General features: G+C 52.1%; 11 protein-coding genes and 1 riboswitch. Of the genes, 5 read left to right on the top strand and 6 right to left on the bottom strand.

The window, feature by feature from the left end; translation table 11 throughout:
• The first annotated feature begins 32 nt into the window (after window positions 1-32).
• Window positions 33-1,019, top strand: coding sequence for a DUF4931 domain-containing protein (locus JUJ53_RS19220; RefSeq protein WP_204153656.1), 987 nt, complete (start codon window positions 33-35; stop codon window positions 1,017-1,019).
• 209 nt (window positions 1,020-1,228) lie between these two features.
• Here the strand turns inward: JUJ53_RS19220 and JUJ53_RS19215 are convergent, their stop codons facing one another.
• The 6 genes from JUJ53_RS19215 to JUJ53_RS19190 all read right to left on the bottom strand — a co-directional run bounded on the left by JUJ53_RS19215 (window position 1,229) and on the right by JUJ53_RS19190 (window position 10,911).
• On the bottom strand, window positions 1,229-1,438 hold the full coding sequence (locus JUJ53_RS19215; RefSeq protein WP_204153655.1) for a hypothetical protein: 210 nt from the start codon (window positions 1,436-1,438) through the stop codon (window positions 1,229-1,231).
• Window positions 1,439-1,630: 192 nt separating this feature from the next.
• A complete protein-coding gene (locus tag JUJ53_RS19210; protein ID WP_204153654.1) occupies window positions 1,631-6,619 on the bottom strand; it encodes a PAS domain S-box protein in 4,989 nt (1,662 codons plus the stop codon).
• Window positions 6,620-6,673: 54 nt separating this feature from the next.
• The gene (gene hisH, locus JUJ53_RS19205; protein ID WP_204153653.1) at window positions 6,674-7,330 is read right to left on the bottom strand and encodes an imidazole glycerol phosphate synthase subunit HisH; all 657 of its coding nucleotides are present in this window, start codon (window positions 7,328-7,330) and stop codon (window positions 6,674-6,676) included.
• Window positions 7,331-7,498: 168 nt separating this feature from the next.
• The gene (gene typA, locus JUJ53_RS19200; protein ID WP_204153652.1) at window positions 7,499-9,295 is read right to left on the bottom strand and encodes a translational GTPase TypA; all 1,797 of its coding nucleotides are present in this window, start codon (window positions 9,293-9,295) and stop codon (window positions 7,499-7,501) included.
• A gap of 1,071 nt (window positions 9,296-10,366) precedes the next feature.
• Window positions 10,367-10,600, bottom strand: coding sequence for a hypothetical protein (locus JUJ53_RS19195; protein WP_204153673.1), 234 nt, complete (start codon window positions 10,598-10,600; stop codon window positions 10,367-10,369).
• 113 nt (window positions 10,601-10,713) lie between these two features.
• Window positions 10,714-10,911, bottom strand: coding sequence for an electron transporter (locus tag JUJ53_RS19190; protein ID WP_204153651.1), 198 nt, complete (start codon window positions 10,909-10,911; stop codon window positions 10,714-10,716).
• Window positions 10,912-11,346: 435 nt separating this feature from the next.
• Window positions 11,347-11,428: riboswitch (Glutamine riboswitch) on the top strand.
• Between the two features lie 30 nt (window positions 11,429-11,458).
• Between JUJ53_RS19190 and JUJ53_RS25210 the strand changes: the two genes are divergently transcribed.
• From JUJ53_RS25210 to ispE, 4 genes are all read left to right on the top strand, one after another.
• A complete protein-coding gene (locus tag JUJ53_RS25210; RefSeq protein ID WP_275415807.1) occupies window positions 11,459-11,587 on the top strand; it encodes a hypothetical protein in 129 nt (42 codons plus the stop codon).
• 695 nt (window positions 11,588-12,282) lie between these two features.
• Window positions 12,283-12,699, top strand: coding sequence for a hypothetical protein (locus JUJ53_RS19185; RefSeq protein ID WP_204153650.1), 417 nt, complete (start codon window positions 12,283-12,285; stop codon window positions 12,697-12,699).
• A gap of 156 nt (window positions 12,700-12,855) precedes the next feature.
• A complete protein-coding gene (gene rsmA / locus JUJ53_RS19180) occupies window positions 12,856-13,692 on the top strand; it encodes a 16S rRNA (adenine(1518)-N(6)/adenine(1519)-N(6))-dimethyltransferase RsmA (protein ID WP_204153649.1) in 837 nt (278 codons plus the stop codon).
• A gap of 34 nt (window positions 13,693-13,726) precedes the next feature.
• Complete coding sequence (ispE, locus tag JUJ53_RS19175) at window positions 13,727-14,680, top strand: 4-(cytidine 5'-diphospho)-2-C-methyl-D-erythritol kinase (protein ID WP_204153648.1); 954 nt, start codon at window positions 13,727-13,729, stop codon at window positions 14,678-14,680.
• Window positions 14,681-14,703: the final 23 nt, after the last annotated feature.

Here is a 14,703-nt window from a genome sequence, read left to right as displayed (position 1 = left end):
CGCTCCTTGTAGTCGTTGCATCAAACGTTCCCATGAATAATAGCCACATTCGTCTCAACCGAGCGACCCATGAATGGGTGATTTATGCGCCCAGTCGCCGTCAGCGCCCACAAGACTTTCCCATCGCCAGTGAACTGCCGTCCAGCGATGTGGAGCGGGCCCGCTGCCCCTTTTGCCACTACCATGACGAACCCATTTTGCTGGAGCTGATGGATGCTACGGGTCAAGGCTGGCAAACCAGGGTGGTTCCCAACAAGTATCCGGCCCTGTCGCCCGATGTTAAACCGCTGCGATCGCTCACCGGCATTTATCTAGAACTGCCGGGTTATGGTCATCACGAAGTGGTGATTGAAAGCCCCCACCATGACCAAACCTTAGCAACCATGCCCCTAGAGGCCGTCAGCGCCGTGGTGGAAACCTATCGCCAGCGCTATCTGACGCTGATGGCCATTCCCCAGAACCTGTTTATCATCATTTTTCGCAACCATGGGCAAACGGCGGGAGCCTCCCTACGCCATCCCCACTCCCAGATCATTAGCACCCCCATTGTGCCGCGTCATTATCGCTGGCAAGAAGATGAAGCCCAACGATATTTTGATGACTGGGGGCGCTGCGCCTACTGCGACATGTTGGAATTTGAGCTGTGCGATCGCCAACGACTGATTGCAGACAATGACGAGTTTATTGCTTTTATCCCCTATGCAGCCGAGGTGCCCTTTGAGGTGATGATTTTGCCTAAGGTTCACAGTGCGGACTTTGGCACCATCAACCCCCAGCAAGTGGTACAGTTTGCCAGCATTCTTCAGCAGGTGTTGCTCAAGCTCCACCAAAAGCTCAACAATCCTGCCTATAACTTTGCCATCATGACCGCCGCTCGCTACAAGGCCAATGAGCCCCAGCTTCACTGGTCTTGCCAGATCCGCCCGCGTTTGGGTACACCGGCTGGGTTTGAAATGGGCTCAGGCATTAGCATTAACCCATCGCTACCCGAAGCAGATGCGGATTATCTCAACAGTTAGCGTCGCAGGCTTGCCCCCGTCTAGACATTTTGCCTAGGCAGGCAAGACTTCTAGCCGCCAGCATTGAGATGTTCGTCCAGCAACCGGCGAGCAGAGCATAACGTCATGGAACTCACCGGCAAGCGAGTCCACCGTCCAGAAGGTTGAGGCTCCTTGCCCAAGTGTGAAACAGGTTGAGACTAGACCGGTTTACATTCAACCGGCTCACCCTAGACCGGCTCAAAACAGAGTTGCCAAGAGCGATCGCCTCCCTGTTCAACAATTTGAATTGATGTCAGCGTCATCACCTGATTGAGCACGGGGTATTGATCCCCCACGGTCAAACCCGAGACCCGCTGGCTGTTGGCAGGGTAGGTCAAAACAACGCTGTAGCTCTGGGCATAATGTTCTAGCCCGTGAATGGCTGTGCTGGCATCCATGTAAGATTCCTCCTCTGTCGAAACAAAACATCCTTACCAAAAGGCTATTCGATCCGTTTTAAGAGATATCCGTAGACATTCTTAAAAATCCAGCGCTACCAGGCAGCGCTGACGATCCGCCGGATAGCGCAACATTTTGCATCCGGTGGGTTTCTAGGCAAAGATGTATATCTTGATTCAGACGCACCCCATCTAGGATGGAGCGATCGGCAGTCGTAGGGTAAACCACGTTTGATGGTCACCACTATCCACCTGGATCGTTCCACCCAAACAGGTCGCGAGTTTTTGAACCAGCGCCAGGCCAAGCCCTGTACCGCCGTGCTTCCAAGGATCATGATTGGGAACACGATAAAAACGATCAAAGATGCGATCGCGCTCAGATACCGGAATTTCCACGCCGGAATTCGTCACAACTAGCTCCAAAATGCCTAAGTTAGCCCGCACCGAAAGATTCACCGTGCCGCCAGCCGGGGTGTATTTACAAGCATTGCCCAGCAGCTCATGAAGAATGCGCTGGAAGTAAGGCAAATCTGTCACCAACAAAGGCAAGGATGGATCAAGAGTAAGGGTAAGGTTTTGCTGTTGCTGCTGCGCCTTCACCATGAAGGGTTCTAGGATATGAGGCAACCAGTCTTGTAGGTGCAATGAGGTGAGCACCAAGGGTTCTATGTCTGCATCCAAACGGGTTAAATCAAGTAAGTCATTAATTAAGTTGATCTCCCGATCTTCTTCGTCTTTGAGGATTTGAACGTAGCGTGCTAAGGGAGTATGTACCAACGGATCTGTTGATGGATAGGACTCATGGGGTAGTAGTCCCATCTGTCGAAGCTGCATTTCCAGTAAATCCGTCGCCATTTTGATGCTCGACATGGGTGTACGCAGTTCATGGGACACAGTGCTGAGAAAATCATCCTTGAGGCGATTCAGCTTTTCCAGCGCCAACACCTGGCTCTGGGCTGCTTGGTAGAGACGTGACTGCCGCAGAGCGATCGCACATTGCTTGGCAACCTGTTTCACCAAGCGCACCTCCGCATCAGTGAATACAACGTCACCCACGCGGAAGAGCCATAAATCCCCCAAAATGTTTTGGTCATCTGAGATAGGGCAAGCTAGCACGGTCAGATAAGGGTAGTCTTCACTAACGCGACGGATAGCTAAGCTGCAAAACTGACACGTTTGCTTCTGGAACAGAGTAGCATAGACCTCAGGATGGACATTGCTTTGAATCAAAAGGGATGAACCCTTCTGAGGTGGCAGCGATCGCACAAATTCGTGAGCGATTGTAGAAACGGTGCAGTCATTACTATATAGACCCGTATCACAACATTCCACGTCCAAGCGCTGCCCTAGCTCTAACACCACAGCTTCTAGGATTTGCTCTTCATCTAGGCTATCCCGCACCTTATCAGTAATGGAGGTGAGGGTGGCTTCAAAATCTAGCGACTGCTGAAGATCTGCCGTGCGTTCCTGCACTTGATGTTCTAAATTCAGGTTCCATTGTTTGACCTGTTGATGCAGTTCTGACTGCTGGAGGGCGATCGCCAATTGACTCGTCAAACGGTTGAGCAAGTCTTCTTCCCAGGGCTGCCACACATGGGGAACTGCACAATAATGTACACAGAACAAACCCCAGAGATTGTTCTCCCATGCAATGGGGACAGCCAGACTCGCCTGAATCTGCAGTTGTTCGAGCAAAGCTACATAACACGGTGCTAGGCGTGAGTTTTGAAGATCATCGATTCGGTTAACCTTACCAAGCTGATACTCATCTACTAAGGTGCCAGTAAAACAAGGATCATGAAGACTGCTGCCTAGAATCTTCTGCCAAGGCGGTACAACAGACTCGGCGATCATGTTGCCGCTCCAGTCTGGGTTAAATCGATAGACAACGACGCGATCAGCTTGCAGCAAGGATCGAACCTCATGCACAGCCGTCGATAGGATTTGATCTAAGTTTAAGGACTGTCGAATATGTTGAGTAATTGTATTCAGCAAGCGTTCCTGTTCTGCCTGCTGTAGTAACTGTTGCTGAGCATGTTTTAGATTAGTAATTTCACGAATCATAATCAGCACCGAGTTCACTTGGCCGTCTGATGAAAACTCCGGTGCAATGCGAGAATAAAAAGCGTGATTGTTCCCCAGCAGTGGAAATTCATATTCAAGGGTTTGTTCTTGAGCCTTTGTGAAGGCTAGATCCATAGCCGACTCCCAGCGCTCAACGACGGCATCTGGAAATCCTAGTTCACGACTGGTGTGTCCGAGAAAGTCTGAGGCTGACATCCCACTCAGTTCTGCGCCCTTGGGATTAGCGTAGAGAAAGCGAAACTGGCGATCGCAGCGGAAAATCATATCAGGAGCATTTTCGGCTAGGGCGCGAAACTCCTGTTCTCGCTGGCGCAGTGACACCTCTGCCGCCCGCTGTTCAGTGATGTCTTCAACAATACCAATGACCCATTGGGGCTGTCCATCTGCGTCATACACGGCAACCTTACGATTGTGGATGATGCGAAAACTGCCATCCTGGGTGGCAATCACTTCCTCAGGTACCTCTATCAACAGTCCGCTAGCGATCGCTTCTCGATCTTGAGATACACAAAGATCGGCTTGCTCAGCAGGAAATAAATCATAATCCGTTTTACCCAGCACGGCTTCTGGTGAATAGCCCATCAGTTGAGTACAGGCAGGATTCCAAAGCACAAACCTGAGGGTCTGGGCATCTTTGGCAAAGACTGCTACAGGTAAATGATCGAGAATACGCTGCAAAAACTGACGGGTGGTTTCTAACTCTAGCTCTGCCTGCTTGCGATCGCTAATGTCGGTATGGACATTGGTCACATACCATCCCTGTAGCTCTTCCTGCCACTGAGACGTGACAACGACCGATAACCAGCGCCAAGTACCATCGCCCCGGCAAAACCGATATTCAAATTGGCAGGGCACTTCCGCAAAGATCTTCTCAAAGCAAGGTGGAATGTGCTGTTCTATATCTTCAGGATGCAACCGCGACAACCAAAGCTGTGAATCTGCAATCAAAGCTTCTGGGCTATAGCCAAATATGGATTCACAGCCTGCCGAGCAGTAGTCATACCGATAGGAGCGATCGGCAAACACTTGGACACTCAGGATAGCAGCAGCCGTACTGTTGAGAATGGCGTTGAGCTTAGCCTCAGAAGCCTGTAGCGCCTGTTCTAGGAGAACGCGATCGGTCACATTCCAGCACAGACTCTGAATGCCAATGATCTGCCCATCGGCATCCCGCAGGGGAGACTTCAGCACTTGAACATAAGATAAGCCTCCCTGGGGCAACGGGCAGGTAACAATGTCATCTAAACCTTGCCCAGTGTCTAGAATATAGGCATCCTCAGCCGCAAACTGATTGGCAAGGTCTGGCGAATATAAGTCATGGACGTTGCGCCCCAAGACCTCGTCCTGTGGCTTGTTGAGTTCGGCTAAAAACGCTGGATTAGCGAAGGTAATGATCCCGTCTCGATTCTTGCGCACCAGAGCTTGAGGCATGGCGGTGGTCAAGGATTCAAAATAGGCTTTTCCTTGCCGTAGCTCCTCCTCTGCTAGTTTGCGATCGGTGATGTCGAGCATGATGCCCACCATCCGTTCCGCTGTCCCATCTGCCCCATAGATGCCTCGCCCTCGATTGAGCATCCAGCGCACCGTACCATCGGGATGGATCACCCGATATTCCACCTCTAGATCCGTCTGAGTCTCCAAAGCTAGGTTAAACACAGCTTCTGCTTCGGCTAAATCATCGGGGTGAACGCGATCGCGCCATGTTTGATAGTGACTTATCCCTTGCAGAGGCGATAACCCCATCAACAAAAATTGGTTGTCATTCCAGCAAGCCTCGCCGGTGGCCACGTTAAATTCCCAGCAGCCGGTTTTAGATAGATCGACTGCTAGCTTACGCTGCTCCTCACTGCGGCGCAGAGCTTGGCTCGTCTCTTTTTGCTCCGTGATATCGACAAAGGCGATCGCCACCCCATAGTCATCCAGGGGAATAGGAGCAGCACTCACACTGACCCAGCGAATCTGGCCATCCGGGCGCACAATGCCCTGCTCTTGCCCTCGAATGACCTGATGTCCCAGCAGCGCTTGGGTGCTGGCATAGTCTGAGGGCAGCATGGGACTGCCATCAGGACAGATGATCTGCCAAGACGAAGCATCATAGGTAAACTGGGTCAGATCTTCTACGGACATGCCCAAAATGTCCTCAGACGCTGGATTCACCTCCGCTAGATATCCCTCCGCATCAGTGATGGAAACGCCCACCGGCAAAATCTGAAAGAGGGTCTGATATTTTCGTTGGCTGTCTTGCAGCGCTTGCTCAAGCCGATGGCGATCGCTCAGATCCAAAATCACCGCATAGTAGCCCTGGACTTGCCCTCGGGAATCGAAATCGGGCACCAGGGTGCCATGAATATAACGGACATCGTTAGGAAACGGCACGGTTGCTTCATAGGTCACCGTTTCCCCTGCCAGCACCCGCTCAATATAGCCCTGGACGACCTTATAAGCAGCCGCGCCGATGACCTCTGCTACGGTTTTTCCGTCAAACTCCGCCGGGGTCTGCCCAAACCATACCTGGTAATTGGCATTGACATACCGATAGCGTTGATGGCGATCGATATAGGATATGCATACGGGCAGAGCGTCGATTAAGACATGGAGCTGGTCTTGATTTTGCCGTAAGGCAGCCTCAACTCGTTTTTGCTGAACATGTTCAGCCTGCAGCCGGTCATTGTGCTTCTCTAGGTCTTGAGCGCGCCGTTCAAGCTGCTGCTGCAGATCCTGCACCTGCCGCTCTAGCCGCTTGCGTTCCGTTATATCTCGCAGAATAGACAGGTGGTGATGGGGCCATACATCTGCCGTTGCCGCATAGTCCACATCCCGACGTGAACCATCGCCCCGCAGAATCTGGATTTCGCCTCGTGCCTGCCCATGCTGCTGAAACTGCTGCCATGCCGTCTCAAAACACAGGTCTGGCGGCATAAAGTTGGCAATGTGTTGCCCAATAATGTGCTCACGCGATCGCCCCAGCAGGTCACAGGCGGCAGGGTTAGCCTCCACATAGTACCCCTGATCATCAGCAATGAGCATGGCATCCAGCGACTTGTCAAACAACGCCCGAAACTGAGCGTTGCCTAGCCCAACGTTTCCCCCTGTCATCACTATTTGTTTTCCTCCTGATTCTGCGGAAGCAAACGCTCAGGTATTGGCAGGCTATGGAAGACTCACCAATTGCTGACTGTTTACATGGGCAACAAAGTTAGCCAGAAGCTGTAACCCTGATGTTGATGACTTTTCAGGATGAAACTGCACCGCCATCAGGTTATCCTGGGCGATCGCAGCGGTCACGGTTTGGCTGCCGTGGGTGATGCTGGCGGCGGTGACTCGGGCATCCGTCGGATCGGCATAGTAGGAATGCACAAAATACATCCAAGGGCGGTGGGGCAGGTCTTGCCAAAGAGGATGTTGGGGTTGGGTGAGATCCAGTTGATTCCAACCCATGTGGGGCACGGTAATCCCCGGTTCATAGCGAAAATGACGCACCATCCCCTTGACGATTCCTAGCCCGGCCTCACTGCCTTCTTCACTACCCTCCAGCAAAATCTGGAGACCTAGACAAATTCCTAAGAACGGCTTGCCGCTGGCCACCACATCCCGGATGGGCTGAATCAAATCTCGCGATCGCAGATGGCGCATAGCCGGGTCAAAAGCACCCACACCGGGCAGCACCACTGCATCCGCCGCAAACAGATCTTGAGCGGAATCGGTCACGTGGGTGATGGCCCCGGCTCTTTCCAACCCTTTACAAGCGGAATGTAAATTGCCCATGTCGTAGTCAATGACGGCAATCTGAGGGGAACGAGTGGCCATAGCTTACCCTTTCTGTAGACCTACCTTTCTACTATACTCTGAGGTTCTTCAGAGGCGATCGCCCCCAGCGGCACCTAACGCAAAACCCCCATCCGAGGATGAGGGTTCTGGTATCGAGGAGCGATCGCCCGTCGGTCTATCATCGGGCGATCGTCAGGTGATCAGGTCTTAGCGCTGCTTCGCCAACTTTTTGTTCGACACCTTACGCAAGCGGATAGACTCCGGCGTCACTTCCAGCAGCTCATCCGAGCCGATATATTCCAGAGCGCGCTCTAGGCTCATGTCTACCGGCGTTTGCAGTTGCACCAGCTCATCCCCGGTGGCAGAACGGTGGTTGGTCAACTGCTTGGTTTTACAAACATTGAGTTCCAGATCCTGCTGGCGGTTATGTTCGCCAATGATCATGCCCTTATACACCTTGGTGCCCGGTGTGATGAAGAAAACACCCCGGTCTTCAGCGTTCTTCATGGCATAGAAGGTGGCGGTTCCTTCTTCAAAGGCAATCAGCACACCGTTACGGCGGGTTTCCACATCCCCCGACAGCGGCCGATAGTCTAGGAAGCTGTGGTTCATGATGCCGTCGCCCCGCGTCAGCCGCATAAATTCACCCCGGAAGCCAATCAGCCCCCGCGCTGGAATCACAAACTCCAGTTGGGTACGACCATTGCCGCCCACGCGCATATCCTGCATTTCGCCGCGTCGCTGACCTAGGCGCTCCATGCAGCCACCCACCGCTTCTTCCGGCACATCTAGCACCAGCAGCTCGTAGGGTTCGCAGGGCTGCCCCGTCACTTCCCGGTAGATCACCTGAGGCTGAGACACTTGAAACTCATAGCCTTCCCGGCGCATGGTTTCGATGAGAATGCCCAAGTGCAGCTCACCCCGACCCGATACCGCAAACTTGTCTGGCGAATCGGTTTCATCCACCCGCAGCGCCACGTTGGTTTCTAGCTCTCGCATAAGGCGATCGCGCACCTGCCGCGAGGTAACGTAGGTACCCTCTTGCCCGGCAAAGGGAGAATCGTTGACGCAGAAGGTCATCTGCAGGGTTGGCTCGTCTACCTTAATCAACGGCAGCGCCATCGGCTCATTGGGACAGGTGATGGTTTCCCCAATGTTGGCATCAGCAAATCCTGACACCGCCACCAGGTTACCCGCCGACGATTCCTCTAGCTCAATCCGCTGGAGCCCTTCAAAGCCCATCAGCTTAGTGATCTTCGAGGTCACAATCTTGCCAGACTCGGTGACCAGTGCTGCCTGTTGCCCCGAGCGAATAGTGCCATTGTGGATCCGCCCAATCACGATCCGTCCGAGGTAGTCGGAATAGTCGAGGGTGGTCACCTGAAGCTGGAGCGGCTTGGTGGGATCGCCCACCGGCGGCGGCACATGCTCCACGATCGCTTCAAACAGCGGCTTCATATCCGTACTGTCATCTTCTAGGGTCATCTTGGCAAAGCCCGACAGCCCCGAAGCAAACAGGTAGGGAAACTCGCATTGGTCATCATCAGCTCCCAGCTCGATGAACAGATCCAAGACCTTGTCCACCGCCGTATGGGGATTGGCGCGGGGGCGATCGATTTTGTTGACCACCACAATCGGCCGCAGCCCTTTTTCGAGAGCTTTTTTCAGCACAAACCGAGTTTGGGGCATGGGGCCTTCGTTAGCATCCACAATCAGGATGCAGCCATCAACCATACCCAAGACGCGCTCCACCTCGCCACCGAAGTCGGCGTGTCCAGGCGTATCGACAATATTGATCAGAATATCTTTATAGTGAACGGCGGTATTTTTTGAAAGGATCGTAATACCCCGTTCTCGCTCCAAGTCGTTGGAGTCCATCACACAGTCTGGAACCTCTTCTCCCTCGCGAAATGTGCCGGACTGTCTTAGGAGTGCATCAACGAGAGTCGTCTTGCCGTGGTCAACGTGGGCAATGATGGCAACATTGCGAATGGGAAGTGTCATAGGTTCAGGGTAAGAAAACAGACTGTAGGGTGAATAGCGCAACGGTGTAGACCCAAACCGCAGTATCGAGGGGCTTTCCCCCGTCCTGCCTTGTCGGGGCATGGGAACACCATTGATTGGCTATACCAAACCCGGTCGGGACGTCACACTGTAAAGAAGCTGTAACGATCCTATCCTATCCTTTCTTGGAGCGAGTGGCGATCGCCTCCCAGAAATTAAAGGATGGAGGACATCACTACCAAGCCCAAGGTTCATCAATAAACCTCTATGGTTGGCACGGCCGCCGCTGGCTATGGAGTCCGAGGTTACCAGCCAGGAGCGATCGCCATGATCCCCACCCAGCACCTTGAAACAATGAGTATTTTTACTGAACAATTATGAGGATTTAGACCTAGCAAAGCTCGTCACTATTACCGATCATTTGGGACTAGAAACATAGGAGCGATAGCTACTGTTGATATCCACAGCTTTTTCCAGCTTTTCTACAGTCCTGCATCAAGGGTTGCTCGATGGAACATCTGACATAACACCCAGCAGCTAGACAGATCAGTACTCTATCAACTAGGTAGAAAGTCTCATTAAAACCTCTGATAAACCCTATCGTAAACTTTGATTTCGAGGTTGGGGATCAATTGGAGACAAGCGTTATTCTAATAACAAGGAGGTTAAAAACTCCTTTTCCAGAAACAGTTCAATATCAATAGATAGGAGGTCAATATCGATTTCCAGTTGAATTGGTTCCGGTTTAATCCAACAGCACCCAACCAGGTCGTTGATATTTCCTAGAGCTGCACAATAGAGAGGCTTGTTGACTACTAAAACACCTCTATGTAGACTCAATACTAAACAGGAAATCCCTCGATGTCGCCGTTCTGGGTGCTGTTGTTGTATGTATGGTATGGCGTCAATCCTGTTCGATCATCGAGCGATCGCCCACTCCTCTTCAGGTGCGATCAAAAAAAAACACCCCAGTGATCGCTGGGATGTTGAAGGAGAGTCGTCAGTTTGACGGATTAGGAAGTTTGGTTGAAGAAATTCGAAATTTAGACGTTATTGGACGCTGCCTGGGCGTTATGCGCTGGGCAGGTTGCCGCTAGCATAGGCATCCATAGCGCCATAGCCAGGGGTGCGGGTGCCGTAGTCGGTTTCTTGACCCGTGACGGTGATAGCAACCATTTCGAAACCATCAGAGCGCCAGTTGCGTTCGTGGATAGGCTTGGTTTGTTCACCACGGAAGTAGGCTTGGGTTCCGATCACTGCAACAGCGACCCAACCGATTAAGAACAATGCACCGAGAAGAAACATATCCATAGTTTGTATCCTTTGAAATGTTGAAGGGTTGACGTGAATTGAGTTTGGGCGCTAGGCAAGGGAGTCACATATCCCACCATCGCTTGCCTAGCCGTTCCGATCGGGAGTTAGGCAAGTAGCCCCAGCTTTTTACCGTTGTCCCGCGCTTGGCGAATCCAGTTCTGCCGACGGGTGCGATCGATACCAAATTTGTTACAAAAACGGGTGATGGCTTGCGAGTGAAGAGCGATCGCTTGACCACGAACCTTGATGAATTTGGGATCACCCATAACGCGGCGAACTAGGACAACAACTGGTGCAAACATGGCGCAACTCCTTTCAGGGATAGTAACAGTGAGCCTTTGAGAACCCGCCGTTGGGTGAGCGTAGAAACCTAGTTAGCATCATTAACTGCGGTTCTACTGATTCGGGCGGGGCGGCTAGCGGGGTGTTGGTTCACCTTGCTGCCTCATGTAAATAAATGTAACAGTAAATGTTACGAAGTGTCAAGCAATGTTGCCTAAACTTTAGTGAGATGGTAAAAGCAGGCTGTTTAGAACCCGGATGTGAGGGCTGGAACCCGTGGCCTATGGGGGCAAGTAGGCTCTTGGGTCACGGCGCGCATCCTGGGGAGCGATCGCTCTCTATATATAGAAGGCTTGTGTCAATGCCCTGGGGGGTAGATCAACGTATAAGCAAACCTTGACACATGGCATTGCATCTGCAGCGCAACTCTGTGATGATGAATACAGAAAGCAGATTTCGTTCATTCTCTTAGTCCTCACGGGTTCACCTCAGGCAAGAAGAGAACGGAAGTAGGGAGACATCCCGAAGGAACGCGCCTCCGTCCAACAATCCACAGGAGAGGCGACTATGATCACCACCGATTTGATGACAGGCTTAGAAGTTATTGCAGTTGTTACGATCGCAACCGGCTTGTTAGTTCCGCTGTTCTGCTGGGTGCTCTTCCACCCCTTGGCGACCCCATCAACTCTCCACTAGGGCCGCCCCTTCAAGATTGGATGACTATCATCCTCTAGTTCGAGACATGAGAACATAACGTCATTCTGCCCTGGGTTCGCTACGATCCCAGGGCTTTACTTTGTCCGGCAAAAAAATCAGCGTAGATGTATGGATCGCTCTACAACAAAAGCCAAGAAGGCTGAAAACTCTCTTCTTGGAAAATTTGCAGCCCAAGGTTATTGGCAGGATCTTTCCTCGCGTAGATGAACTAAGAGTAACCTGCCTAAGATCATCACCATGGCTGTGGAACTCAAGGATAAAATCTAAATAAGATATGTATTAGGGCAACGGGTTCAAAGCACCTCATTTTAATATCCTATTCCATCTGACTCAAGCTGTAAGATAGGCTGATTGCCCCCCGATAGGCTCAGATCTTGGGTAGATAGATCAACCTATGGCCAAGCTGGCTGGGTGCGCGATCGCTAAGTTGGAATACTTAAAACAGTAGCGATATTGTGACAGGAGGATTGGGCAGTCTAGATACAAGACTCCACCATCAGAGTTCAGCCCCCATTTCCCCGAACGTTCTTATAAATTGGCACATATCGTCAAACGGTTGAGTTTATCTTAATGCTACTCAAGGATACCAACCTATAGCCATCGTAACTGCAGTGGCGATCGCTATCAGTGCCAAGCTAGAACAATTGGCAATCCTATGAATATATCCAAAGGTCATGGAATTTATGGTCTCAACTCAAAAGCTTCAGATGCTTATTCTGCCTGCATTAATTTTGACGGCGCTAGGCATGCTACAAATCTTGTTTCCCCATGCACTTAGCGCATATGTTATTGATATCCCTGAAAAAAGGGGTGGTTTCATTCTGCTAATTCTTGAAGCGTTTCTCGTGTTGACATGGGGCAAGGTGGAAGGCACGATCTTAATTCTGATGGCGTTAGGACTCATGTCCCTATGTTTTTTCTCCTCCGACGATGAGCCAGAGCCAGAGCCAACGATTAAAAGAAAAGCCACAGTCGCAGCAACAAAAATGGCTTGGGTGGCTGGAAAACAGTATTTTGTTCATCGTCGCGAGAAAAGAAAATCCCTGCAAAGTTTATCTGATGAGTCTGACGATCGCTCCTCCGAAAATTGATTTTATAGAGAAGCGATCGCTCCTCTAAGACATCGATCCGTCAAGCATGTATGAGCAAAACCATGACGACCATAGCGATGCTCCCTCGGGAAAATGAATCAAGCCATACTCGCTAGGTCTTGGACGAGCGATCGCTCTCCGGGGTAGGATCATTCCATGAAACATGTTCCTCGGAAACAATTTGGTCAGCACTGGCTGCGCAGTGAGCGGGTGCTCAAACAGATCCTAGATGCCGCGCAGTTGACATCGAGCGATCGCGTCTTGGAGATTGGCCCAGGCACGGGTGTTTTGACGCGAAGTCTTTTGCAGCAGGCGGAAAGCGTTGTGGCGGTAGAGGTTGATTGGGATCTGGTGCGATCGCTGCGGCGGCAGTTTCCGTCAACCAGCCAGCTTTTGTTAATCGAAGCAGATTTTCTGAACCTAGACTTAGCGGCAGCGATCGCTCCATCTGGGCAAGAACGCCCCAATAAGGTGGTTGCCAATATTCCCTACTACATCACCGGCCCGATCGTAGAACGGTTGCTGGGCACGATCGCTAAACCGGCGGCTGTGCCCTACGAATCCATTGTGCTGCTCACCCAAAAGGAAGTAGCTCAGCGGCTTTGTGCCAAGCCCGGCTCTCGTACCTTTGGCGCATTGTCGGTGCGGGTGCAGTATCTGGCCGACTGTGAGCTGATCTGCACCGTGCCACCCTCTGCCTTCCAGCCACCACCCAAGGTAGACTCCGCCGTGGTGCGGCTCGTCCCTCGTCCTTTCGAAGCCGTGGCCACCCTCCCCAAACACCTAGAGATGATCGTCAAGCTAGGATTTGCCACCAAGCGGAAGATGTTGCGAAATAATCTGAAATCCATCGTCGATCGCGATCGCTTGGGTCATTTGCTGGAACAATTAAAAGTGTCCCCTCAGGCGCGGGCGGAGGAGCTGGGGGTTGCCCAATGGGTGGCGCTCAGCAATGTGCTATCCCAAGAAGCGATCGCTCCCTCCTCTGAATGAATGCGCCCTGTTCTCTGATCGTGATGGAACGTCCATGCAGGCCTATACACTGTCCGCTCCGGGCAAAATTAATCTATACCTAGAAATTATTGGCGATCGCCCCGATGGCTTCCATGAGATGGCCATGATTCTCCAAAGCATTGGCTTGAGCGATCGGGTACATCTAAAATCCATTGGCGTTGACCAAATCCGGGTGACCTGCGATCATCCCTTAGTGCCCAATGACTCTAGCAACCTAGCCTATCGGGCCGCTGCCTTGATGGCAGACCAATTTCCCGAAGCCTTTCAGCGCTATGGCGGCGTGGCGATTGCTATCGATAAACATATCCCCGTGGGCGCTGGGCTAGCCGGTGGCTCCACCAATGGTGCAGCGGTGCTGGTGGGGTTGGATTTGATGTGGAACTTGGGGCTAACTCAGGCAGATTTGCAAGAACTGGGCGCGCAGCTCGGTTCAGATGTACCGTTTTGTATTGCTGGCGGCACCGCGATCGCCACGGGACGCGGGGAAGTCCTGTCACCGTTGCCCAGTCTAGATTGCCTACATTTGGTGCTTGGTAAATATCGCAACCTGAGCATTTCCACCCCCTGGGCCTACAAAACCTATCGTCAGCAGTTTAGCCACACCTACGTGTCTGAATCTGACGGCATTCAAGGGCGGCAGCAGCGAGTGCATTCTGGGCCCATGGTGGCAGCGATCGCCTCCCGCAACCCAGAAGAGGTGGGTAAACTGTTGCATAATGATCTAGAAAAAGTGGCCCTACCGGCCCATAGCGTCATTGGCGACTTGAAAGCCGCCTTTGCTGCCTGTAATCCGCTTGGGGTGATGATGTCAGGATCTGGGCCCACGGTATTTGCGATCGCCCAATCCGCTGACCATGCTGCTCAGATCCAGGCCAACGTCCGGGCTAGCCTGCCCGATCCCAATCTAGAGCTGTGGGTGACCCAATCCACCGCCAGCGGCATCCATATCGCCTATCCGGGTGCCTAACTGCTATTTCGCTGAGCCATGAG

It is taken from the genome of Leptolyngbya sp. CCY15150, assembly GCF_016888135.1.
Classification (GTDB): domain Bacteria; phylum Cyanobacteriota; class Cyanobacteriia; order RECH01; family RECH01; genus RECH01.
The sequence above is the reverse complement of the archived record's forward strand: the minus strand, read 5'-3'. Positions and strand labels throughout refer to the sequence as shown.

Coding starts and splice junctions, on each gene's coding strand:
- JUJ53_RS19215 (WP_204153655.1), bottom strand. CDS start 1,438: ATGGATGCCAGCACAGCCATTCACGGGCTAGAACATTATGCCCAGAGC.
- JUJ53_RS19195 (WP_204153673.1), bottom strand. CDS start 10,600: ATGTTTCTTCTCGGTGCATTGTTCTTAATCGGTTGGGTCGCTGTTGCA.
- JUJ53_RS19220 (WP_204153656.1), top strand. CDS start 33: ATGAATAATAGCCACATTCGTCTCAACCGAGCGACCCATGAATGGGTG.
- typA (WP_204153652.1), bottom strand. CDS start 9,295: ATGACACTTCCCATTCGCAATGTTGCCATCATTGCCCACGTTGACCAC.
- JUJ53_RS19185 (WP_204153650.1), top strand. CDS start 12,283: ATGGAATTTATGGTCTCAACTCAAAAGCTTCAGATGCTTATTCTGCCT.
- rsmA (WP_204153649.1), top strand. CDS start 12,856: ATGAAACATGTTCCTCGGAAACAATTTGGTCAGCACTGGCTGCGCAGT.
- JUJ53_RS19190 (WP_204153651.1), bottom strand. CDS start 10,911: ATGTTTGCACCAGTTGTTGTCCTAGTTCGCCGCGTTATGGGTGATCCC.
- hisH (WP_204153653.1), bottom strand. CDS start 7,330: ATGGCCACTCGTTCCCCTCAGATTGCCGTCATTGACTACGACATGGGC.
- JUJ53_RS25210 (WP_275415807.1), top strand. CDS start 11,459: ATGATCACCACCGATTTGATGACAGGCTTAGAAGTTATTGCAGTTGTT.
- ispE (WP_204153648.1), top strand. CDS start 13,727: ATGCAGGCCTATACACTGTCCGCTCCGGGCAAAATTAATCTATACCTA.
- JUJ53_RS19210 (WP_204153654.1), bottom strand. CDS start 6,619: ATGACAGGGGGAAACGTTGGGCTAGGCAACGCTCAGTTTCGGGCGTTG.